General features: G+C 69.5%; 19 protein-coding genes and 2 tRNA genes. 8 read left to right on the forward strand and 13 right to left on the reverse strand.

The annotated features are described in order from the left end of the window. The first annotated feature begins 4 nt into the window (after positions 1–4). Together HNR07_RS18820 and HNR07_RS18825 are read left to right on the forward strand one after the other, a co-directional pair. Positions 5–1,039 carry an HlyD family efflux transporter periplasmic adaptor subunit gene (locus HNR07_RS18820; protein WP_184366116.1) on the forward strand — a complete coding sequence of 345 codons (1,035 nt, stop codon included), beginning with the start codon at positions 5–7 and terminating at the stop codon, positions 1,037–1,039. Further along, entirely contained in the window at positions 1,040–1,759 is a 720-nt protein-coding gene (locus tag HNR07_RS18825) for an ABC transporter ATP-binding protein (RefSeq protein ID WP_184366117.1), read from the forward strand. It abuts the gene before it with no gap. A gap of 111 nt (positions 1,760–1,870) precedes the next feature. Here HNR07_RS18825 and HNR07_RS18830 read toward each other — a convergent pair whose 3' ends face one another. After that, positions 1,871–2,803 (reverse strand): VOC family protein, encoded by a 933-nt coding sequence (locus tag HNR07_RS18830; protein WP_184366118.1) that lies wholly within the window; start codon positions 2,801–2,803, stop codon positions 1,871–1,873. Between the two features lie 123 nt (positions 2,804–2,926). Here HNR07_RS18830 and HNR07_RS18835 point away from each other — a divergent pair, with 123 nt between their 5' ends. Further along, a complete protein-coding gene (locus HNR07_RS18835) occupies positions 2,927–3,505 on the forward strand; it encodes a MarR family winged helix-turn-helix transcriptional regulator (RefSeq protein WP_184366119.1) in 579 nt (192 codons plus the stop codon). 90 nt (positions 3,506–3,595) lie between these two features. Here HNR07_RS18835 and HNR07_RS18840 read toward each other — a convergent pair. Together HNR07_RS18840 and HNR07_RS18845 are read right to left on the reverse strand one after the other, a co-directional pair. Continuing rightward, positions 3,596–3,672 (reverse strand) — tRNA-Met (locus HNR07_RS18840). Positions 3,673–3,949: 277 nt separating this feature from the next. Continuing rightward, positions 3,950–4,026: transfer RNA gene (locus HNR07_RS18845), tRNA-Met, on the reverse strand. Positions 4,027–4,667: 641 nt separating this feature from the next. Here HNR07_RS18845 and HNR07_RS18850 point away from each other — a divergent pair. Beyond that, the gene (locus tag HNR07_RS18850; RefSeq protein WP_184360216.1) at positions 4,668–6,335 is read left to right on the forward strand and encodes an IS4 family transposase; all 1,668 of its coding nucleotides are present in this window, start codon (positions 4,668–4,670) and stop codon (positions 6,333–6,335) included. A gap of 217 nt (positions 6,336–6,552) precedes the next feature. On the opposite strand, the gene HNR07_RS18855 is transcribed toward HNR07_RS18850, so the two are convergent. Further along, entirely contained in the window at positions 6,553–9,543 is a 2,991-nt protein-coding gene (locus HNR07_RS18855) for a UPF0182 family membrane protein (RefSeq protein WP_221318871.1), read from the reverse strand. A gap of 253 nt (positions 9,544–9,796) precedes the next feature. Here HNR07_RS18855 and HNR07_RS18860 point away from each other — a divergent pair, with 253 nt between their 5' ends. Continuing rightward, the gene (locus HNR07_RS18860) at positions 9,797–10,324 is read left to right on the forward strand and encodes a PPA1309 family protein (RefSeq protein WP_239646266.1); all 528 of its coding nucleotides are present in this window, start codon (positions 9,797–9,799) and stop codon (positions 10,322–10,324) included. A gap of 77 nt (positions 10,325–10,401) precedes the next feature. On the opposite strand, the gene HNR07_RS18865 is transcribed toward HNR07_RS18860, so the two are convergent. The 3 genes from HNR07_RS18865 to HNR07_RS18875 all read right to left on the reverse strand — a co-directional run bounded on the left by HNR07_RS18865 (position 10,402) and on the right by HNR07_RS18875 (position 13,180). Next, a complete protein-coding gene (locus HNR07_RS18865; RefSeq protein ID WP_184372291.1) occupies positions 10,402–11,475 on the reverse strand; it encodes a YlbL family protein in 1,074 nt (357 codons plus the stop codon). Positions 11,476–11,543: 68 nt separating this feature from the next. Continuing rightward, positions 11,544–11,981, reverse strand: coding sequence for a molybdenum cofactor biosynthesis protein MoaE (locus HNR07_RS18870; RefSeq protein WP_017584543.1), 438 nt, complete (start codon positions 11,979–11,981; stop codon positions 11,544–11,546). 131 nt (positions 11,982–12,112) lie between these two features. Further along, a complete protein-coding gene (locus tag HNR07_RS18875) occupies positions 12,113–13,180 on the reverse strand; it encodes an NAD-dependent epimerase/dehydratase family protein (protein ID WP_184372294.1) in 1,068 nt (355 codons plus the stop codon). Positions 13,181–13,303: 123 nt separating this feature from the next. Here HNR07_RS18875 and HNR07_RS18880 point away from each other — a divergent pair, with 123 nt between their 5' ends. The 3 genes from HNR07_RS18880 to HNR07_RS18890 are packed head-to-tail and all read left to right on the forward strand — an operon-like array spanning position 13,304 to position 15,687. Continuing rightward, a complete protein-coding gene (locus tag HNR07_RS18880; protein ID WP_184366120.1) occupies positions 13,304–14,740 on the forward strand; it encodes a zinc-dependent metalloprotease in 1,437 nt (478 codons plus the stop codon). Then, positions 14,741–15,316, forward strand: a complete 576-nt coding sequence (locus HNR07_RS18885; protein WP_184366121.1) for an NUDIX hydrolase — start codon at positions 14,741–14,743, stop codon at positions 15,314–15,316. Beyond that, entirely contained in the window at positions 15,316–15,687 is a 372-nt protein-coding gene (locus HNR07_RS18890) for a hypothetical protein (RefSeq protein ID WP_184366122.1), read from the forward strand. The genes HNR07_RS18885 and HNR07_RS18890 overlap by 1 nt, the downstream gene beginning before the upstream one ends. A 186-nt stretch (positions 15,688–15,873) precedes the next feature. Here HNR07_RS18890 and HNR07_RS18895 read toward each other — a convergent pair whose 3' ends face one another. The 6 genes from HNR07_RS18895 to HNR07_RS18920 all read right to left on the reverse strand — a co-directional run bounded on the left by HNR07_RS18895 (position 15,874) and on the right by HNR07_RS18920 (position 21,083). Further along, on the reverse strand, positions 15,874–16,437 hold the full coding sequence (locus HNR07_RS18895) for a M48 metallopeptidase family protein (RefSeq protein ID WP_184366123.1): 564 nt from the start codon (positions 16,435–16,437) through the stop codon (positions 15,874–15,876). 301 nt (positions 16,438–16,738) lie between these two features. Then, entirely contained in the window at positions 16,739–16,897 is a 159-nt protein-coding gene (locus tag HNR07_RS18900) for a hypothetical protein (protein ID WP_017584537.1), read from the reverse strand. 58 nt (positions 16,898–16,955) lie between these two features. Further along, positions 16,956–17,234 carry a WhiB family transcriptional regulator gene (locus tag HNR07_RS18905; protein ID WP_017584536.1) on the reverse strand — a complete coding sequence of 93 codons (279 nt, stop codon included), beginning with the start codon at positions 17,232–17,234 and terminating at the stop codon, positions 16,956–16,958. Positions 17,235–17,438: 204 nt separating this feature from the next. Continuing rightward, a complete protein-coding gene (locus HNR07_RS18910) occupies positions 17,439–17,816 on the reverse strand; it encodes a hypothetical protein (protein ID WP_184366124.1) in 378 nt (125 codons plus the stop codon). Between the two features lie 263 nt (positions 17,817–18,079). Next, complete coding sequence (gene tesB / locus HNR07_RS18915) at positions 18,080–18,967, reverse strand: acyl-CoA thioesterase II (protein ID WP_184366125.1); 888 nt, start codon at positions 18,965–18,967, stop codon at positions 18,080–18,082. Further along, positions 18,960–21,083: an ATP-dependent DNA helicase UvrD2 gene (locus HNR07_RS18920; protein ID WP_184366126.1), complete on the reverse strand. Its 2,124-nt coding sequence runs from the start codon at positions 21,081–21,083 to the stop codon at positions 18,960–18,962. The genes tesB and HNR07_RS18920 overlap by 8 nt, the downstream gene beginning before the upstream one ends. Positions 21,084–21,387 lie beyond the last annotated feature (304 nt).

The following is a 21,387-nucleotide window of genomic DNA, read 5'->3' on the forward strand; positions in this document are numbered from 1 at the left end:
ACAAGTGAAGAAGTGGATCATCATCGGCGCGGCCCTCACCCTGATGCTGGGCCTGGTCGGTTCGGGTTACCTCCTGCTGTCCAGCTTCGGCGGCGCCGACCTGGACGAGGACGAGTTCATCAGCCAGGCCGCGGACGTGGGCGGCGGCCCGGTCGAGGTCGGACTGGGCACGGTCAGTTCCCTGCTCGTACTCGACGCCACCGTGCAGCCGGAACCGGGCAAGGCGCTCAAGGCCAACAAGGGCGGCACCGTCACCCACCTGTGGCTGGACAACGGCGCCGCGGTGGAGAACGGGGCCCCGGTCCTCAATGTCTCCGTGCCCGCCGAACCCACGGCGGGCGGGGGCGAGGACGACGAGGAGTCCGGACCCGCGACCACCGAGATCACCCTCTACGCGCCCACCGCCGGGACGATCAGGGGGATGGGCGACGTGCAGGTCGGCGACGTCCTGGAGGCCGGGGCGACCGTGGCCACGGTCGCCCCGGACCAGTTCCGCGCCGTGGCCACCGTCCCCGCCAACGACCTGTACCGGCTCTACGACAACCCCGAGGACATCATGCTCAAGATCGACAAGGGGCCGCCCGCCGCCGAGTGCGAGTTCATCGGCGTGGGCGCCGCCGAGGAGGGGTCCGCCCCCGCCGAGGAGGAGTTCGACCCGTTCACCGGTGAGTCCGAAGGGGACGGCTCCGGGGCGGAGATCTCCTGCCGGGTGCCCTCGGACCTCCAGGTCTTCGAGGGGGTCAGGGGCAAGATGTCGGTGAGCACCGGCGAGGTCGAGGACGTCGTGGTCGTCCCGGTGACCGCCGTGCGCGGCACCGCCGAGGAGGGCGAGGTGATCGTGGTCGGCGAGGACGGCAGCGAGGAGAACCGCGAGGTCGCGCTCGGCCTCTCCGACGGTCAGCTCGTCGAGGTCACCGAGGGGCTGGAGGTCGGCGAGACCATCATGGACCCGGTTCCGCTGGACCCGCGTTTCGACGTTCCCGGTGACGCCGATGACGACGAGGAGTTCGAGGGCGACTTCTACGGGATGGGTGGCTAGATGACGGCCGAAGGCCCCTACCCGGTGGCCGTCACCATGCGCAAGCCCGGTCCCCCGCTGCTCCGGGTGCGGGGGATCACCCGGCACTTCATGGTCTCCGGCACCCGGATCGACGTCCTGCACGACTGCACCTTCGACGTCTCCCGCGGCGAGGTCGTGGCCATCGTCGGGCAGTCGGGGTCGGGCAAGTCCACCCTGCTGAACGTGCTGGGACTGCTGGACAAGCCCAGCAGCGGCTCCTACGTCTTCGACGGGGTGGAGACCACTCCCCTGCGCGAGGGCCGCAGGTCGCGGCTGCGCGGCGAGGGGATCGGGTTCGTGTTCCAGCAGTTCCACCTGCTGGAGCGGCGCACGGCCCTGGCGAACGTGGGCGTGCCGATGGTGCTCGGCGGGGTCCCGGTGCTGCGCCGCCGTGCCCGCGCCAAGGAACTGCTGGAGTCGGTGGGGCTGGGTCACCGCCTCAGCTCCCAGCCGCACCAGCTGTCCGGCGGTGAGCAGCAGCGAGTGGCCCTGGCGCGCGCGCTGAGCCGTGAACCCGCGCTGATCCTCGCCGACGAGCCCACGGGCGCTCTGGACGCCGCCAGCAGCACCATGATCATGGACCAGCTGTTCGACCAGTCCCGGGTGCGTGACGCGGCCGTGGTGGTCGTGACCCACGACCCCAAGGTGGCCGAGCGGGCCGACCGGGTCGTGGAACTGGTGGAGGGCCGTACCCGCTGACCCTCCCGGTGAGTACGCGGTGCCCGGAGCCGCCCTGGCGGGCGGCTCCGGGCACCGCGTGTTTCCGGCACCGCGTGTTCCCGGCAGGGCGGGCACCGGCCGCGCGGTCGGTCAGCGCGCCAGGAGTTCCTCGGTGCCGGTACCGGGCAGCGCGACGGTCACCTGGGTGCCCCAGGGGTCGTCCGTGACCACCGCCCGACCGGTGTCGGCGTGCGCCACCCCGAGCGCCCTCAGACGCGCCACGAGCGCGTCGAGGTCCTCCCGCCCCGGCACGGTGACCGCCACGTCGCCGAGCCCCAGCCCGGCGGCGCGCGGGCCCGCGCCCGCGCTGTTCCAGGTGTTCATCGCGACGTGGTGGTGATACCCGCCGGCCGCGGCGAACAGCGCTCCCGGGTAGGTCGCGACGGTGGTCTCGAAACCGAGCGCGTCGACGTAGAAGGCCCTGGCGGTCGCGATGTCACCGACCTGGAGGTGCACGTGCCCCACCCGTCCGGCGCGCCGCGGCCCCTCAGCGACGACGGCCTCGTCGAGGTGGGTGCGCAGGTAGGCGTTGGGGTCGAGGTACAGGGTGCTCATCCGGAGCTGTCCGTTGTCGTACTTCCAGTCCGCCCGGTCGCGGTCGGTGTAGAGCTCGATGCCGTTGCCCTCCGGGTCGGTGAAGTAGAAGGCCTCGCTGACCAGGTGGTCCGAGGAACCGACGAACCGGCTGCGCGGGTCGTCGGCCGACCGGTGGACGGTCGCGGCGAGGGCGGCGGCGTCGTCGAAGAGGAAGGCCGTGTGGAACAGCCCGGCCTGCCCCGGGTCGACGCCGGGCAGCCCCGGGGTGGAGATGAGCCGGATCATCGGGGTGCCGCCGCGGCCGAGCACCCGGCGGACCTCGCGCCCGTGTGAGCGCTCCTCGATGGGTTCCAGGGCCAGGGCGCTCGCATAGTACGAGGCCATGTTCTCCAGGTCCCCGACGCGCAGGGTCACGGCGTCCATGGTCGTCTCGGCGCTGAGGACGCGCTCGTCGGCGGTGGTTTCTTCGCTGGGGCGTGCGGTCATTTCGGGCCCTCCCCGGGTCCTGCGGCCCGAGGTGCGTACCCGCCCCCAGCCATTTGCTTGCACCTACAACCATCACCCTAGGGCAGAAAGATTGTAAGTACAACTATTTGCTAGGATGGCCGCATGGCTGAGTCCACACTGCGGCACGAGGAGCGCATCGCCCTCGCCCGTCTGCACGCCCTGTTGGAGCTGCTCCCCACGGCCCTGGACAAGGAGCTCTCCCCCGCGGGCCTGACCTCCTTCGAGTTCACCCTGCTCGAAGCGCTGAGCGAGGCCGAGGAGCAGCGGCTCCGGCTGAGCGCCCTGGCCTCGCGCACCAACGCGACCCTGCCCCGGCTGTCGCGCGTGGTGACCGGCCTCGAACGCAAGGGCCTCGTACGCAAGGCGCCGTGCCCGGAGGACGGGCGCGCCACCAACGCACGGCTCACCGAGGAGGGCCTGGGGGTGTACCGATCCAGTCGTGCGCGCTACGACTCGGCCGTACGCCGCATGATCCTCGACGGACTCGACGAGCGGGGGGTGGCACAGCTCACCGAACTCACCTACGCGATCCTGACGAAGCTGGACCCCGACGCCCCGAAGCGGATCATCGGCGGGGAGGGCAGCGAAGACGAGAGCCGCGGTGCGGATCCGATGCCGCCCCCGGCCTGCCCCGCGGATCCGGCTCCAGAGCCGGCCTGTCCGGCGGACCCGGCCAAGTAACCGTGGAGGGGCACGACGAAACACGGTGCCCCGGACAGTACCTCGAAAAATGCGACAGGCCCGGAACTCAAATGAGTTCCGGGCCTGATTTGGTAGCGGGGACAGGATTTGAACCTGCGACCTCTGGGTTATGAGCCCAGCGAGCTACCGAACTGCTCCACCCCGCGTCGTTGTGATCTCTACTTTAGGGCCTTGAACCCCGGGTGGCAAATCGGTTTCTGTTGGCACGAAACCGATCGGAGATCCACCTGTTCGCCCTGGTCAGCTGCCCGACCCGGCCTATTGGCTACTCTACCAGGCTTTCCTCGCGGACCGCCCCGGCATTCTCACCGCGCACGCGCATCCTCGTCGAATATCGACTCCGATACGCGCTTCCCGAATTCACCGCCAAGGCGAAGAAACCGAGAAAAGCACCGGACCCGGGATTTTTCCCGGGTCCGATCTTGGTAGCGGGGACAGGATTTGAACCTGCGACCTCTGGGTTATGAGCCCAGCGAGCTACCGAACTGCTCCACCCCGCGTCGTTGTGATCTCTACTTTAGGGCCTTGAACCCCGGGTGGCAAATCGGTTTCTGTTGGCACGAAACCGATCGGAGATCCACCTGTTCGCCCTGGTCAGCTGCCCGACCCGGCCTATTGGCTACTCTACCAGGCTTTCCTCGCGGACCGCCCCGGACGCGGACCAGGGGCACGGGAACGGATGCTGTTGGCGAATCCGGATGGGGTCCGGGGAGGGTTCTCCGCAGTGGGTTCGGGGGCTTGGGGGTGGGTGGAGGTGCCCGAAACCCGGGCTGGCACGTGTCTGTTGCGTCCGTAACCGTCAGGTCCCCGGTGATCTTGCTACCAGGAGCGAGTTCGGCGCCGAACTCGCTCCTGGTAGCAAGATCACGCTGGAAGGAGGGGCCGAAACCGGTCCGGGTCCGGCCGGGGTGGCGCTTCGATCGGTCTGTCCACCGGGCCGGGTAGGGGTCCCCGTCTGGCCTGGGGAGCGGGTCAAGGCGGAGCGCCCCACAGAGCGAAGCGCTCCGACCAATGCCGTTTAGTTAGCGCTTCAGGCCAGATGTCAAGCCTGTAACACCACCCGCAACCACCCAGCACAAAGAACGGGACCTCCGATAGAAGCAGGAAATCGACCAAGATCCACCTGCGCCCGGAGGCCCCGTTGCCCGACCAGTATGCCACCACCACAACCTCTGCCACCCGCACGATCACCGTGGCCGCTGGAATCTACGCCCCCGGCCACCTGGGCGAGCTCACCCGCTACCTCCCCTTCGACCTCATCGACGCCGCCCTGGAACACACCCGCACCCAGCAACAACGACTACGCCGCCTGCCCTCACGGGTCGGCGTCTACTTCGTGCTCGCCCTCACCCTGTTCCCCCACCTGGGATACGCCCGCGTCTGGGACACCCTCGTCGCAGGCCTGCACGGCCTACCCGTGCCCCGCCCCAGCCAATCCGCCCTCAGCCACCTACGCCGACGTTTGGGAGCCGGCCCGTTCAAAACCCTCTTCGAGACCCTCGCGGTTCCTTTGGCCCAACCCGCGACCCCCGGCACCCGCTACCGGCACTGGCGCACCGTGGCCTTTGACGCCTGCCACTCGATCAAAGCCCCTGACAGCGAACGCAACCTCACCTGGCTCCGCAAAATCCACTACCAGCAAGGCGTGGAAGGCTACCCCCGCCTGCAGATCACCACCCTGTGCGAGACCGGCACCCGCTCCCTGCTGGGAGCCACCCTGACCCGAGCCCCCAGCGGCGAACCCGACCAGGCCCGCCCCCTGCTGGGCCTGCTCACCCCCCAGATGCTGGTCCTGGCCGACCAGGCCTACCAAGGCAACACCTTCCTGGGCGAGCTCGCCACCACCGGAGCCCAACTCCTGATCCGTTTGCACCCACGCCGCCGCCCCCGGGTGGAAACCCTGCTACCGGACGGCTCCTACCTCACCCACCTGGACGGGCTCAAACTCCGCGTCATCGAAGCCCGCATCACCGCCACCACCCAGGACGGGCAGCAGGCCAGGGGCGTGTACCGGCTGGCCACCACCCTGCTCGACCACCGCACCGACCCCGCCCCACAGCTGCTGGCCCTCTACCACGAACGCTGGGAGATCGAATCGGCCTTCTACTCCCTGCGCCATACCCTGCTGCACCGTCGCGTGTTGCGCTCCCAGGACCCGGTCGGCCTGGAGCAGGAGGTGTGGGCCCTGTTGGCGCTCTACCAAGCGCTGCGCATGGCCATGGTCGAGGCGGTGGAGTCCCGGCCGGGCACCCACGCCGATCGGGCTGGGTTCACCACTGCCCTGAACACCGCCCGATGTCAGGTCATCACTGCCCAGCAGGTGCTGCCCGACGATGACGATCCCGGCCGGGGCGGAAGCATCGTTCAGGCGGTGTTGGACAACCTGCTCCCGGCCCGCCGTGCTCGGATCAGCGCGCGCAAGGTCAAGTGTCCTCAGTTGCGTTACGGCTACGCCGATCCCGAGCGGCCGCTCGCCACCCACCAGGTGCAGAAAGTGGAGTTGGAGATCTTGGCCCCTGCGCCTGGGGCCGTGGTGGGCCCCAAACAGTCCGCAGCTCAACCGCTGGCACCTGGAATCCGCCCTGGTGGGTCCAAGGAGCGCACGATGCGCCTGTTGGGTTCTGGTCCAGACCGAGGTTGGAGCCCGATCGAGGTGGCTCGGGCTTTGGGTTATCCCCATTACCGGAGTCTGGCCACGCAGATGGGCGTGTGGGTCCAGGAAGGGTTCCTGCAACGGATCGCTCGAGGCCGTTACACCCTGGCGCCACGGTGGGCGAGTTCGGGGTTGACAGCTCAGCCTGTCCCTTAACTAAACGGCATTGGCGCTCCGACGGCGACGACCTTGACGCGCGCAGCGCAGACAACGACCATCACGCGGCGGGAAACGAGGGAGCCCCGCACACCAGATGCGGGCCCCAACCGGATTCGCCAACAGCATCCACAGGAACGGGGCGGGACCCGGAAGGTCCCGCCCCGTCGTACACAGCGCCTTCGGCGGCGCGCGGTACTTCCTCTCGGACTACGGACTAGTTGCCCGCGGCCTCCTCGAGGGCCTCGAGAGCCTCACGCAGGCGCTCGTTGGCGTCCTCGTTGGCCTCCTGTGCCTCTTCCCAGGCCTCGACGGCCTCGTTGAGGGCGTCGGTGAGGTCGTTGGCGTCGCTGTCGCCAGCGTCGCCCTCACCCGCACCCGCCTCGGCGGTCTCCTCGTCGTCCTCGGTGCCCTCCTCGGCATCCGGTTCGGGCAAGGGGGCCTCGTCGCCCTCGAACAGGTTGTTCAGGGCGTCCTGGAGGTTGCTGCCGATGGCGACCTCCTCACCGAAGCCGACCATGACCTGCTGGAGCAGCGGGAAGGACGCGGCTCCGCCGCCACCGGCCTGCACGTAGAGGGGCTCCACGTACAGCAGACCGCCGGCGAAGGGCAGGGTCAGCAGGTTGCCCCGGGTCACCTCGGCGTTGGACTGCTCCAGCGGGAGCAGGACCTCACGCACGTCGGCGTCCGAGTCGAACGCGTTCTGCACCTGACCGGGACCGAAGATCACCGTGCTCCGGGGCAGCTCCAGCAGCTTCAGCTGACCGTAGTCCTCGGATTCGGGGTTGCTGTCCACGGCCATGAACGCGGCCAGGTTCTCACGGCCTCGCGGCACGAACGTGGTGGTCAGCGAGAAGCTGGCCTCCTCCGAGCCCGGGAAGTTGATGGTCTGGCGGTAGGGCGGCTCGGGGACGTCCCCCTCCTGGGTCGGGTCGTTGGGAACCGACCAGAAGTCCTGACCACCGTAGTAGGACGCGGCGTCCGTGACGTGGTACTCGCGCATGATCTCGCGCTGCACCTTGAACAGGTCGTCCGGGTAGCGGACGTGTTGGAGGAGCTCCTCGCTCATCTCGTCCCGGTCGACGATGGTGCCCGGGAAGGCGCCCTCCCAGGTCTGGAGGACGGGGTCCTCCTCGTCCCAGCGGTACAGGGTGACGGTGCCGTGGTAGGCGTCGACGGTGGCCTTCACCGAGTTGCGGATGTAGTTGACCTCGTTGCCGGGCAGCGCGCCGACCTGCTGGATCGAACCGTCCGTGAAGGTGTCGGTCACCGCCTGGGTGAAGTCGATCCGGTTGGCGTACGGGTAACCGTCGGAGGTGGTGTAACCGTCGACGATCCACACGATCCGGCCATCGACGACCGCCGGGTAGGGGCGGCTGTCCATGGTCAGGAAGGGAGCGACCTTCTCGACGCGGTCCACCGGGTCGCGCTCGTAGATGATCCGCGAGTCGCTGGTGATCGCGCTGTTGAGCAGGATGCTCGTTTCCTGGTACTTGATCGCGTACAGGATGCGGTCGAAGAAGTTGTTCAGCGCCACTCCGCCGTCACCGTCGTAACGGTTGTAGGCCTGGGAGCCGCTGGTGGGCGCGTCCTCGGCGCCCTCGTCGACGGCCTCGGCGTCCTCGGCCGGGGCCTCCTCCGCCCCTTCGTCGCCATCAGCGGGAACGCGGGCGTCGTCCGCGTCCGGGCTGGCGTCCACAGCGTCCTCGAGGGTGGGCACGTCAGGCTCGTCGTTCTCGGAGTCGAGCGGGAAGTCGTACTCCTCCTCGGCCTGGACGATGACGTACTCGGCGCCTTCGCGACCGTAGTAGATGCGGGGCTCGTACTCGCCCCTGACATCGCTGAGGTCACCGCGCGGCGGGATGTTGTACTCGGTGAAGACCGGGCGGCCCTCGTTGTCGATCAGGTTGCCCGCAGCGGCGACCATGCCGAAACCGTGGGTGTAGATCAGGTGCCGGTTCAGCCAGTTGTCCTGGTCCGCGGGCGGACCGTCGAGCTCGCGGACGGCGACGAGCGTGTCGATCAGGTTGCCGTCGGCGTCCGGGTAGCGGTCGACCTCCAGCACGTCCGGGAACTGGTAGAAGCCTCGGACCTGCTGCATCTGCTGGAAGGTCTGTGAGACGACCGCCGGGTCCGCCAGACGGACGCTGGGAATGGTGTCGGCCTCGGCCGCCAGCTCCTGCTGCGTGAGCTCCGTGGTGGCGTCGTAGGTCTCCACCTCGGCGTCCGCGATCCCGTACGCCTCGCGCGTGCTCTCGATGTTGCGCTCGATGTACGGGCTCTCCAGACGCTGCTCGTTCGGGTCGACCTGGAAGTTCTGGACGATCGCCGGGTAGATTCCGCCGACGACCACGCCGGACAGCACGAGCAGCCCGAGGGAGGCCACCGGGATCATCGTGTTCTTGAAGGCGATGTTGGCGAAGAACAGGATCGCGCAGATCACCGAGATGACGGTGAGGATGGTCAGGGCGGTCTTGACCGCGTTCACGTCCGTGTAGGAGGCACCGAACGTGTAACCGCGGTCGGAGAAGACCAGCCCGTAGCGGTCCAGCCAGTACGAAGCGGCGCGCAGGAGCACGAACAGGCCCAGCAGGACCGACAGGTGCACCCGGGCGGCCGGGGTGGCGCGCTGGCCGGAGTCGTTCTGCAGGCGTACGCCGCCGTACAGGTAGTGCACGATCACCGCGGCGATGAACGCCAGGATGACGGCCGCGTACAGGTAACCGAGCAGGACGCGCATGAACGGATAGGTGAACGCGAAGAACGCGATGTCCATACCGAACTCGGGGTCGGCCACCCCGAAGTCGGCGCTGTTCACGAACTGCAGGTAGACCCGCCAGTCACCGCTGGCCGCTGCACCGGCCAAGAGCGCCAGGGCGCCCACGGCGATCCAGAAGAAGAGCTTGCGGTGCGGGTCGATGGACTGCCGGTAGCGGTCCAGGCCCTGCTGCTCCAGGCTCATGGGCCTGGTGGCCGGGCGGGCCCGGTAGGCGAAGAAGATGCTAGCGCCGACGATGACCGCCATGACGAGCGCCGCTACGGCGAACAGCAGCACTCGGGTCCACAGCTCGGTCAGGAAGACGTTGGTGTAGCCGACGGAATTGAACCACTTGTAGTCGGTCCAGAAGTTCGCGGCGAACATCAACCCCGCGATGATGACGACCACGGTCGCCGCGACTGGCGCGAGCAACCTTGATCGGCGAGGCATACGCGCAGGTGGTGCGCCGGGCGATCGGAAGCTCACGCCTCCCCCTCGTTCTGGCTTGGTAGGTGCGGTCGGTGCGCGTGGTGCGCCTTATTACTGAAAACTTAATCGGTGGCCGCCAGGTTCCCGAAATCGCCCTCCAGCCGATGACAAGGCTGCATCGTTGGGGTATCGGAGTCGCAACCGGAGGGCGCCATGCGACCCTACTGCCGCCGAACGGGCCCGGCGGGGTTCCCACATCGGCCACCATGGAAACGTGTCGAACATTCGCGAAGCAGTCATGGACCTGGAACGCCACGCGGCCGAGCAGGGTTGGGACCGCCCCCTGGGGCTGTACGCCCTGGTCCCCACCTCGGAGCTGCTGGCCGCGGAACCCGCTCTCGCGGGCCTGCTGGGGATCGATTCCCCGGCCAGCCCCGACGAGCTGACCCCGGTGGAGCAGGAGGCGCTGTCCCCGGACGTCCCGTTGGAGGAGGCCCTGGGCCGCATCCTGTGGCCCGAGGGCGTGGCCGGGTGCGCGCTGGTCATGGAGCGCCTGGTGGTGAAGGGCTCGGACGAGACCCTGGCCGCGGGCGAGGACCCCACCGCCTCCGGCAAGGAGACCGAGGAGATCCGCATGGTCGCGGGTGTGCTGCGCGACGGTTCGCGGCACTGCGCCATGCGCATGCGCAGCCACGACAGCGAGACCGAGGTCCTCAACGGCCCGGACCTGATCCCGGCACTGACCTCGGCCCTGGCCCTCACCCTCGACCTCGAAGAGGAGCTCCCCGGCAAGGAGAGCTGAAGCCCTGGACACAACGGAACCCCGGACCGTGCGGCCCGGGGTTCCTTCATCTCGCGCGCGTCCTGGCTTCTGCTCCGCTAGTCCCCTTCGCAGCGGGGGAGGTCAGCGCCGCCCTCGCGGATGGTCTCCAGGGCGTCCAGGGCGTCGGTGAGCGTCTCGACGCGCACCACGTCCAGGTCGTCGGCGGCGGCGGACTGGTTCACCTGGGAGCAGCTGTCGGCGGCCACGAAGAAGTACTCCGCGCCGTCGCGGTGGGCGCTGACCATCTTCTGCGGGATACCGCTGACCCCGCCGACCCGGCCGTCGGAGCTGACGGTGCCCGAACCGGCGACGCTGACACCGCCGGTGATGCCCTCCTCGCTGAGGCGGTCGATGATCCCGAGGGCGAACATCATGCCCGCGCTGGGGCCGCCGATCTCGCCGACGGAGATGGAGACGTCGACGGGGAAGTCCATGTCGTCGGCGATGAGCACGCCCACCGCGGCGTTGCCCTCGTCGCCCTCGACGGTGTCGAGGGCGACCTCCACCTCCTCGCCGTCGCGGTCCAGGACCAGGGCGACGGGGTCACCGGCCTCGCGGGCACCGACCTTGTCCACCACGTAGGCGCTACCGACGAGCTCCTCGGGGTCGTCACCGGTGGTGCTGGTGGGCACCTTCTCGCCGTCGACCTCGATGATGCGGTCCCCCGCCTCCACGACACCGTCGGCGGGCATGCCCTCGACGGCCTCGGCGACCAGCGGAATCGCCTCGTAGTCGATGTTGAGCTGGTTGAGGGCGGCGGCGGTGGCGTCCGTCTGCGAGCTGTTCATCTGGACGGTCTGCCGCTCGGTGACCTCCTCCTGGGAGCGCCCGGCCGGGAAGAGGAGTTCCTCGGGCAGCACCGCCTGGCTCGGCGAGAGCCACGCCGTCACCAGGGTGAAGAGGTTGAGCCGGTGGTCGGGGCCGCCGGCGTACTGAACGGTCACCATGGAGAGCGATCCGTCGTGCTCGTAGTTCTCGGCACCCTCGATACCGATGACGGGCTGGCCGTCCTGCTGCTCGCCCAGGGTGTCCAGGGTGACGCCGGGGGAGGCCACCAGGTAGGGCACGGGCAGGAAGAGACTGCCGTACCCGAGCCCGGCAAGCAGGACGAGTGCGGCGACAAGGGTCATGACACGACGAACCATGCTGACACCTTAGAGCCCCCGGCGACCCACCCGGGCTCACGGGCGGGGGCCGGTCAGGGCGAGCCCACCCACTCCGTGTCGCCGTCCTCGAAGGACTGGTTCTTCCAGATGGGCACCTGGGCCTTGAGGTCGTCGATGAGCTTGCGGCAGGCGGCGAAGGCCTCCTCGCGGTGCTCGGCGGAGGCCGCGACGACCACGGCGATGTCCCCGATCTCCAGGTCGCCGACGCGGTGCGTGGCGGCCATCCGCACGACCGGCCGCCCGGGGACGGAGGTGTCGCTCAGCACCTTCTCCATGACGACGCGCAGCTGCGCCTCCACGGACGGATGGGCCGAGTAGGACAGCGCCGAGACGTCCCGGCCGTGGTCGTGGTCGCGCACGGTACCGATGAAGACGGCGGTACCGCCGGCTCTGGGATCGGTCACCGCCGCGAGGACCTCGTCCACGGACAGGGGCGTGTCGCGTACGGCCGCGAGAGTGATCTGTTCCACGTGGGAACCGTATCAAGGCGCCCCGTGCACGACACTCCCGCACGTGAACCCCACCTGTGCGATCATCCAAAAATTCTGATGTTCGAGCAGTTCAGAGCCGCATAGACCTCGCGACTCGCAGCATCGCCCGCTCAGCTCCTCCCGCGTTTGCGCAGGTGCCGGATGGCGGCCGCGGTACCGATGGCGGCGGCCGCCGCACCGGCGGCGCCGGCGGCGGTGATGGTGACCTCCTTGCGGCCCAGGCTGCGCCCGGCGATCGCGTGCTTTCCGGTCTTGGACTCCAGCAGGGCGATCAGCGCCGACTCGTTGTCGTGGCCGGGCTTCCAGCCCGCGTCGCGCAGGGCCGAGCAGTCCACCACGCACGGGTAGACCAGGAACTTGATCTCACCTGCGGCGGCCGGGGTGATGCGGGCCTGGTGCAGGCGGCGCACGGCGCCGAAGGCGAGGTTCGCGGGCACCTCGAAGTGCTTCATCCCCGCGATCTCCTCCACCTCCCCCTGGGACAGGGAGCCCTCGCTGGCCACGGCGACCACGCCGTCCGTACCGGTGACCCCGTGCAGGGCGCAGTAGGCCAGGGCGGAGGCGAGGTCGTCCTCGTGGCAGAACTGCCAGCGCTGTTCGTGGCCCTTGACGGTGAGCAGCCGCGGCGCGGAGAAGTGCCGGCTCAGCAGCGTGTCCAGGTCCGGCCCCACGAGCGGGGCGGGCCGCACCACGGTGACGCTCAGCCCGGGATGGGCCCGGCGGGCGCGCTCGGCCAGCTCCTCCACCTCGGCGAAGTCACCCATGAGGCCCTCGCTGTTGTCCGAGACGCGGGTGGCGTTCTCCGGCAGCGGGACCGGATTGTCGGGGACGGCGCCGTAGACCATCGTGCTGGTGACGAGGATGACCCGCGGGACCCCGGAGGCCGCCGCGGCGGTCAGGACCGTCTGGGCCGCCCGGACGTTGTGCGCCCGGCGCTCCGAGGGTTTGCTGTCCAGGGACCGGTCGTCCGCGGTGTGCACGAGGACGTCGATCCCGCCCAGGCGGGAGACCAGCCCCGGATCGCTGACGTCCGCGATCCGCCAGGTGACTCCGCGCAGGTCAGCGAACTCCTCGTCGATCGCGACGACCTCGCGGGCGGCCACGGAACCTTCTGGCGTGGCCAGGCGTTGCACGAGGAGTCGGCCCACTCCGGAGGCGGCACCGGTGACCGCCACCACCATGCCCGCCGGATCCGGGGGGCTGTGCTCTGGGCGAACCTGGCTGCTTTCGGTATTCACTCCGGGCGACTCCCAGCTAACGTGACAGTGGAGACCAAACCTAATCCTGCCTGAGGTCTGATTGTGAGCGACCTGCCTTTCGGTTTCAGCATGCCGAACGATCCCGACGACGAGTCCGGCCGCCGTTCTGGCGACTCCGGCTCGGGTGCCGGCAGCGGCCGCCCGGGCGGGGGGGACTCCGGAATGCCGGACGGTTTCCCGTTCGGCGATCCGCAACAGATGGCCAACATGCTCCGCCAGTTCGCGGACATGATGTCGTCCCAGCCCGCCCCCGGTGCGTCCGAGGCCGGCCAGACGTCCTCGGCGTCCGGCATCAACTGGGACATGGCCAAGAACATCGCGCGGCACGCGGTGTCCCAGAAGGGGGACCCGAGTGTGCCGCCCGCCGACTACGCACGGATCGAGGAGGCGCTGCGCCTCGCCGACCTGTGGCTCGACCAGGCTACCGACCTGCCTTCGGGACTCCAGACCGCCCAGGCCTGGAGCCGGTCGGAGTGGATCGAGAAGACGATGGACTCGTGGGCGCAGCTGTGCGACCCGCTGACCGCCAAGACCGTCCAGGCCATGGGGCAGAACCTGCCCGAGGAGATGGCCTCCATGGCCGGTCCGCTGCTGGGCATGATCCAGCAGATGGGCGGCATGATGGTCGGCCAGCAGGCCGGTCAGGCCATCGGCGAGCTCGCCCGGGAAGTGATCGGTACCACCGACATCGGCCTGCCGCTCGCCGGTGAGGGCAATGCCGCGCTGCTGCCCTCGGGGGTGGCCCGCTTCAGTGAGGGCCTGGAGATCCCCGACGACGAGGTGCGGCTGTACCTGGCCGCCCGCGAGGCCGCCGTGCACCGCCTGTACTCGCACGTGCCGTGGCTGCGTTCGCACGTCTCGCGCCTGGTCGAGGAGTACGCGGCCGGGATGTCCTTCGACGTCAGCGGTCTGGAGGACAAGCTCGGCGAGATCGATCTCACCAACCCCGAGGCCCTCCAGGAGGCGATGTCCGGCGGTATGGGCCCCGAGGGCCTGCTCCAGCCGGAGGACACCCCGCAGCAGAAGGCCGCGCTGGCCCGCCTGGAGACCACCCTCGCCCTGATCGAGGGCTGGGTGGCGACCGTGGTGGCCAAGGCGGTCTCCGAACGGCTGCCGCAGTCCGGCGCCCTGGCCGAGACCACCCGTCGCCGCCGCGCCACCGGTGGTCCCGCCGAACACACCTTCGCCGCCCTGGTCGGCCTGGAACTGCGCCCGCGCCGCCTGCGCGAGGCCGGAGCCCTGTGGTCCGCGCTGGAGGAGGCCCGGGGCGTGGAGGGCCGGGACGCCGTCTGGCAGCACCCGGACCTGATGCCCACCGGCGACGACCTCGACGACCCGGACGGTTTCGTGCACGGGCGGAGCGAGTTCGAGGGCGCGGACTTCGACATCTCGTCACTGACCGAACCCGACGGCTCGGAGAAGCCCAAGCCCGGCGAGGCCGAAGGCAAGTCCGGTGAGGACAAGAAGGACGGCGATTAGGTGACACTGCACGCGGACGCCCGGGCGGTGCTGGGCGCGTGGACCGCGCCCGACGCCGGGCAGGAGGAACTCCGCCGTTCCTACCTGGACCACCTCGACGCCCACCCGGACGCCATGTGGCGCACGTGCCTGCCCGGGCACCTGACCGCGAGCTCGGCGATCATCTCCGCCGACGGCTCCAAGGTGGCCCTCGTGCTGCACCGCGTCCACCGGATGTGGCTGCAGACCGGCGGCCACTGCGAGACCGAGGACGCCACCCTGGCCGCTGCCGCGCTGCGCGAGGCCACTGAGGAGTCCGGCATCCGGGGGCTGACCCTGCTGCCCGCACCGGTGCGGCTGGACCGCCACGCGGTACCGTGCGGCGGCGGCAGCTTCCATCTGGACGTGCAGTACGCGGCCCTGGCCCCGGCCGACGCGGTGCTGGTCGTGGACCCCGCCGAGTCCGCAGGGCTCGACTGGTTCCCGGTGGACGAGCTGCCCGAACCCAGCGACGACGTCGTGCGCGACCTGGTCCGCACCGCCGCACGGGCGGTCCGCGCCGACAGAGCCGGGCAGAGCGACCCGAGGCCCGCGTAGTGTCCCTGATCACCGTGGCGGGCATGCTCGGCGGCCTGGCCGTGTTCCTCCTCGCCCGTAGGGGGCGCAAGGCCGCCGAGCGCCTGCTCGCCGACCAGCGTGCGGGCCTGATCGGCCCGGACGAGGTCGCCCGGGCCAAGGTCCAGCAGAAGGAACGCTCCCTGCGCCTGGGCAAGGGCGTCTGCGCCTTCCTGGGCCTGCTGCTCCTCGCGGTCCTGGGCCGCGCGGCGGTCACGGGTGAGTGGGGCGGGACCACCCTCTACTACGCGGTCCTCGTCGTCGTGCTGCTGCTGGTCAGCGCCTTCACCCTGAGCAGGGTCGCCGCCGAGGCCAACGAGGCCAAGAACGAACTCGGCCGGCCCGGCCACTGATTCTTCGCAGACCTACCCGCTCGCGCGCACAGCGAGTCCTGGTGGTGGGTGTCCTGTCCGAGCGCGAGTCCCACGACGAGACCGACTACCTGCTCCGCGGCCCGGCGAACGCACAACGCCCGCACGAAGCCGTCAGGCGGCTCGAATCCGGAACCGGGGCAGAACAGGACCTGACCGGGTGGAGGGCTACTCTTCGAGGGCTACTTCGTCGGCTTCGAGTTCCTCTTCGGAGCCGGAGTGGTCGCATTCGGAGCGGCTTCCGGCGCTGTAGCCCTCCAGGTAGCCGCGGGCGCGGTCGGCCTTGGGGTAGCGGCGGACCAGGTCCCAGAAGTCGCGGCCGTGGTGCGGGATCTGCAGGTGGGCGAGTTCGTGGACCAGGACGTAGTCCACCACCCAGGCGGGCATCCCGGCGACGCGGCGGGAGATGCGGATCGTGCGGGTGTCCGGGGTGCACGAGCCCCAGCGGGAGTTCTGGTTGTCGACCCAGCGGACGCTGTCCGGCAGGTGGGTACCGCCCAGGTAGCGTTCGGCCAGTTCCACCGCGCGCTCGTGGAGCTCACGGTCGCCGGGGCGTCTGCGGCCCTCGCGCGCCTCGAGTTTTTGCAGCATCTGGTCCACCCAGCGCTTTTCCTCTGCGCGGGAGAACGTCGCGGGCACGAGGACGACCGTGGTGTCCCCGTCCCTGTAGGCCGACACGGTGCGGCGGCGACGAGGACTGCGTCGTACCTCGATTTTGGTGTTCGAGGGCACGAACTTTACGGTAGCCGAGCGAAGCTCTCACGAACAGGTGTGCGTTGTCCCGAAATGTCATCTGTCTAGCGCGGTGTCCGAGGAGTGCTCTCAGGACGGGAAACTCCCCTGTGTAGCGGATTCAGCTCTGACCAGGGCGGTTTTTTGCCTGGTGAGAGGGGCCGTATCGGGGCCTGATTCGACCTCTTCCCGCATTTTTGGTTACACAAACGAGACCGGACGGCGAGCCCCCCGTCGGGAGGAGACCGCCGTCCGGCCTCGAGTGTTCACCCAGCACGCGTCATTTGGCGCTCAGGCCCGGTCAACACAGCCGTGACCACGCGATTTCCATGATCGCCTGCTCCGCACGGCGCTCCTCGCGCTGGCGGGCTCGGAGCTGTCGGGCGCCGAGCCGTCTGATCTGACGCTCGCGCGGCTCCTCGTCGGAGCGTTCCACCATCTGCATGAGTTCCTGCATCATCGTTCTTCGAGTCCTTCGGTTCGTGGGTGCTTCGGGGGCTTCAGGTTGTTCCGGGCGGTCAGGCCGCGACCGGGGCCGGGTTCTTGCGGGGACGGCCACGCGGGCGCTTGCGCGCCACGACCTGACCGGAGACGAGCAGCTGCCCGCCCCAGACGCCCCACGGCTCGCGCCGCTCGAGCGCGTCCGCCAGGCACTGCTCCCTGATCGGGCAGGCCCCACAGATCGCCTTGGCCTCCTCGACCTCCGCGGGGGACTCCGCGAAGAACAGGTCCGGCTCCATACGGCAGGGGATTTCGGCCTCGCCCAGCTGAGGCGTTTCCAGGACCGACGCAAGCATCGGTGCCCTCCAAGATCTTTGATCGTTCGTACAACGCGGTCGGTGTTCAGTCACCGGATCAGGCCCGGTGCGGGACCTGGACTTGCGATGCCGCCGCCTTCTCCCTCGTCCCTGGGGGACGGAGAGCCTGCGGAGATACAAAGAAAGCCGCGGCCCCTGTGTCGGGGTCCGCGGCCACGGTTGAAAATCTCGGCCTGTGTAGCTCTAGGCCGGAATCCTCCGTGGACACTCCCCCGATGCGCCATAGCGGCGCGGGGTTTCGTGCGATGCCTCGTTGACGCCACCGGTGAACTTGCCGCGATCAAGGGCAAGCTCGGACTCGTGACGCAGTCCGCCGATCACACCAGCGGTGGACACACCGGTCCCCTGGGACACGAAGCCCGCTCCGACGAGCCGGACCATGCCGAGGACACAGGTGCCGCCTTCGGTGCTCGGGCGACTGCCGATGGTGGTGATGCCGCTCAGGTCGGCACCCGGGACGACACGGGTCGGGAACAGCTGCCAGGCAGCGGCAGCGGCAGACGCGAAACCGTGGTTCCTTGGCTTCAACGAGTTCATCTGGTTCATCTCCGTCGTGTTCATTTGATCGGGCACCTCCTTCAAAGTCGGGCACAGGGTCTTGCACCTGCACCGAGAGCGGTCACTTCGACGAGGTACACACTACGGGGCGGCCACGAAAATCGGCAACCTATTTTTGACCTGCGAAAACGTCCGCATCCGGCCAAAACTTTCCGGGAATGGCGAAGGGCCCGGCAGTGTTCGCCAACCCACTGCCGGACCCTCCCCGAACGGCTGCTCGGTGTCCTGCCTGGTGAAACCCCCGGCGGACTCCCAGGACGTCCTGCCTAGGCCCAGCCCTCGGCGTCCACCACGCGGATCATGCCCTCCTGCACCACGGAGCAGACGAGCTGTCCGTCACGCGTGTAGACCAGACCCCGGGCCAGTCCCCTGGCGCCCTGGGCGGTCGGGGACTCCTGCGCGTAGAGCAGCCACTCGTCGGCGCGGAACGGGCGGTGGAACCACATGGCGTGGTCCAGGCTGGCCATCGCGATGCCCGCGAAGGACCGGCCGTGCCGGAGCAGCACCGTGTCCAGCAGGGTCATGTCCGAGGCGTAGGTCATCAGACACACCTGTGTGAGACGGTCGTCGGGCAGCTTGCCGTCCACCTTGAACCACACCGGGTTGGTGGAGGTGCGCAGGTCGGGATCGCGTTCGGCCTCGAACGACATCGCACCCACCGGACGCATCTCGATCGGGTGCCACTGGACGAAGTTCGGTACCTTCCCGAACGCCTCGCGCAGCCGCTGGCGCGTGCTGAGCAGGTCCTCGGGCGGCGGTACGTCCGGCATCGGGGTCTGGTGGTCCAGCCCCGGCTCCTCCTTGTGGAAGGAGGCCGACAGGGTGAAGATCGCCTTGCCGTGCTGGATCGCCACGACCCGGCGGGTGGTGAACGAACGCCCGTCACGGACCCGGTCGACCTCGTAGACGATCGGCACCGTCGGGTCGCCCGGCCGGATGAAGTAGGCGTGCAGGGAGTGCACGTACCGGTCCGTGGGCACGGTCCGGCCCGCGGCGACGAGTGCCTGCCCCGCCACCAGGCCGCCGAAGACCCGCTGGGGCCCCTCCGCCGGACTGATCCCGCGGAAGATGTTGACCTCGATCTGTTCCAGGTCCAGCACCCTCAGCAGGTCGGACAGGGACTGCCCGCTGCGCTCGGCGTCGTGTTCACTCATCCTCGTCCTCTCCGTCACCGGCGTCCGTCTCACCGGCGGCCGCCTCCGCGGGGTCCCGCCCCGCGACCAGCGCGAGTACCGCCTCACCGTAACGGTCCAGCTTCGCCGGGCCCACCCCGGACACGGCCGTGAGCTGGGAGACGCTGGAGGGCTCCTGCTCGGCGATGGCCTGGAGGGTGGCGTCGGTGAAGATCACGTAGGCGGGCATCTTCGCTTCCTGGGCGGTCTGCCTGCGCCAGTCGCGCAGCCGCTCCAGCAGGGCTTCGTCGTAGTTCGACGGGCAGTCCAGGCAGCGTCCCAGCTTGCGCTCGGTGGTGTCGGAGAGCACGTCCGAGCAGACCCGGCAGCGCACGACCCCGCCCTTGCGTCGGTCACGGCGGTTGGCGGTGGAGGGCGAGGCGGGGCGCAGCCCGTCCAGGAAGCGCGAGGGCTTGCGGGTCTTCCTTCCCCCCGGTGACCTCGCCAGGGACCAGGACATCGCGAGGCTGGACCGGGCGCGGGTGACCCCCACGTAGAAGAGCCTGCGCTCCTCCTCGACCTGCTCGTCGGTCTCGGCGTAGATGATCGGCATCATGCCCTCGGTGAGGCCGACCAGGAACACCGCGTCCCACTCCAGACCCTTGGCGGAGTGCAGGGAGGCGATGGTCACCCCCTCGAACCCGGGCGCGTGCTCGGTGGCCATGCGCGTCTCGAGCTCCTCGACGAAGGCGGCCATGGTGGCCTGGCCGCCGTCCGGGCCGGGCTTGGCCGCCATGTCCTCGGCGAGCTGGGCCAGAGCCGACAGCGACTCCCAGCGTTCCCGGGCCTGGCAGCCCTCGGGGGCGGTGTCGGTCAGCCCCATCTGGGAGAGCAGGCTCCGCACGGTCGCGACCAGGGGTTCGGCCGTCTCCCCCGCCGCGCCGTGCCGGGCCCCGCGCAGGGTGTGCACGGCCTGCTTGATCTCGGGGCGCTCGAAGAAACGGGTGGTGCCGCGCACCGTGAAGGGGACGCCCTCGTCGGCCAGGGCCTGCTCGTAGGCGGCCGACTGCGAGTTGGTGCGCAGCAGCACCGCGATCTCGCTCGCGGGGGTGCCGTCCTCCAGCAGCACGCTGATCTTGCGCGCGACGCCGGTGGCCTCCCCCGGTTCGTCCTCGTACTCCTGGTAGAGCGGGTCCGGCCCGTCCGGGCGCTGCGCCTGGAGGGTGAGGTGGTTGGCGGAGGTGGTGCCCTTGGCCTGCGCGATGACGTGGTTGGCCACCCGCACCACCTGCGGGGTGGAGCGGTAGTCGCGGACCAGCCGGACCACCGTGGCGTGCGGGTAGCGGTTGGCGAACCCGGTCAGGTAGCCCGGGGTGGCCCCGGCGAAGGAGTAGATGGTCTGGCTGGGGTCGCCGACCACGCACAGGTCGTCGCGGTCGCCGAGCCAGGCGTCCAGGAGGAGTTTCTGCAGCGGGTTGACGTCCTGGAACTCGTCCACGACGAAGTACCGGTACTGGTCGCGGACCCGTTGGGCCACGGCCGGGTACTCGTTGATCATCCCGGCGGTGAGCTCCAGCATGGACTCGAAGTCGAGGAGGTTGTGCTCGCTGCGCAGCTCCTCGTAGGCCTCGAAGACCCGGGCGACCTCGCCGGTGGTCATCGGCGCCTGGCGGCCCGCCTTGGCCACGGCCTTGTCGTAGTCGCTGGGGCGTACCTGGGTGACCTTGGCCCACTCGATCTCACTGGCGAGGTCGCGCAGCCCGAGCCGGTCCGGTTGCAGCCCCACCGCGTTGGCGGCGCGGGCCACCACCGAGAGCTTGCTGTCGATGAGGGTGGGTTTCTCTCCGCCGACCACTTGTGGCCAGAAGAAGCCCAACTGGCGCAGCGCGGCCGCGTGGAAGGTGCGGGCCTGCACCCGGGGGGCGCCCAGGGAGCGCAGGCGTCCGCGCATCTCCCCGGCCGCGCGGGCGGTGAAGGTGACCGCGAGGATCTGCTGTTCGGAGACGACCCCGCTGGCCACGGCGTGCGCGATCCGGTGCGTGATGGCCCTGGTCTTCCCCGTTCCGGCACCGGCCAGAATGCACACGGGGCCGCGTAGGGCGCGCGCCGCCTCGGTCTGTTCCGGGTCCAGTCCCTCCAGGACGCGGTCGGGGTCCATGGTGCTCCTGCATCTGGTCGGGGCGGGTGTGATCGGTGTTTCGGCTGCGATCGGCCAGACGGCCGAAATCGGCCAAGACGACCACAACGGTCTGGAACGGCCCTGGACCGTCGTGCCACTCTGGGACTCTTGTCAGGCCGTGGGCGCACAGTCTCTCAAGTATCGGTCTTTACCGGGAGCGGATGCGCCAGGCTGTGGACAAGCGTGGGCACGCGGGGTGCGCGAGCTGGGCGAACGAGCTGAGCGAGACATTCCAGAACCAGTCGCCCCTGTGAGGCGTCCCACGTTGTGTCGCACGGTCATG

It is taken from the genome of Nocardiopsis metallicus (assembly GCF_014201115.1).
Lineage (GTDB): Bacteria > Actinomycetota > Actinomycetes > Streptosporangiales > Streptosporangiaceae > Nocardiopsis > Nocardiopsis metallicus.

What these genes read in the sequence shown, in the direction of transcription:
- HNR07_RS18825 (WP_184366117.1), top strand. Translation starts at nt 1,040, where the DNA reads ATGACGGCCGAAGGCCCCTACCCGGTGGCCGTCACCATGCGCAAGCCC.
- HNR07_RS18830 (WP_184366118.1), bottom strand. Translation starts at nt 2,803, where the DNA reads ATGACCGCACGCCCCAGCGAAGAAACCACCGCCGACGAGCGCGTCCTC.
- HNR07_RS18835 (WP_184366119.1), top strand. Translation starts at nt 2,927, where the DNA reads ATGGCTGAGTCCACACTGCGGCACGAGGAGCGCATCGCCCTCGCCCGT.
- HNR07_RS18855 (WP_221318871.1), bottom strand. Translation starts at nt 9,543, where the DNA reads ATGCCTCGCCGATCAAGGTTGCTCGCGCCAGTCGCGGCGACCGTGGTC.
- HNR07_RS18865 (WP_184372291.1), bottom strand. Translation starts at nt 11,475, where the DNA reads ATGACCCTTGTCGCCGCACTCGTCCTGCTTGCCGGGCTCGGGTACGGC.
- HNR07_RS18900 (WP_017584537.1), bottom strand. Translation starts at nt 16,897, where the DNA reads ATGATGCAGGAACTCATGCAGATGGTGGAACGCTCCGACGAGGAGCCG.
- HNR07_RS18905 (WP_017584536.1), bottom strand. Translation starts at nt 17,234, where the DNA reads ATGCTTGCGTCGGTCCTGGAAACGCCTCAGCTGGGCGAGGCCGAAATC.
- HNR07_RS18910 (WP_184366124.1), bottom strand. Translation starts at nt 17,816, where the DNA reads ATGAACACGACGGAGATGAACCAGATGAACTCGTTGAAGCCAAGGAAC.
- tesB (WP_184366125.1), bottom strand. Translation starts at nt 18,967, where the DNA reads ATGAGTGAACACGACGCCGAGCGCAGCGGGCAGTCCCTGTCCGACCTG.
- HNR07_RS18920 (WP_184366126.1), bottom strand. Translation starts at nt 21,083, where the DNA reads ATGGACCCCGACCGCGTCCTGGAGGGACTGGACCCGGAACAGACCGAG.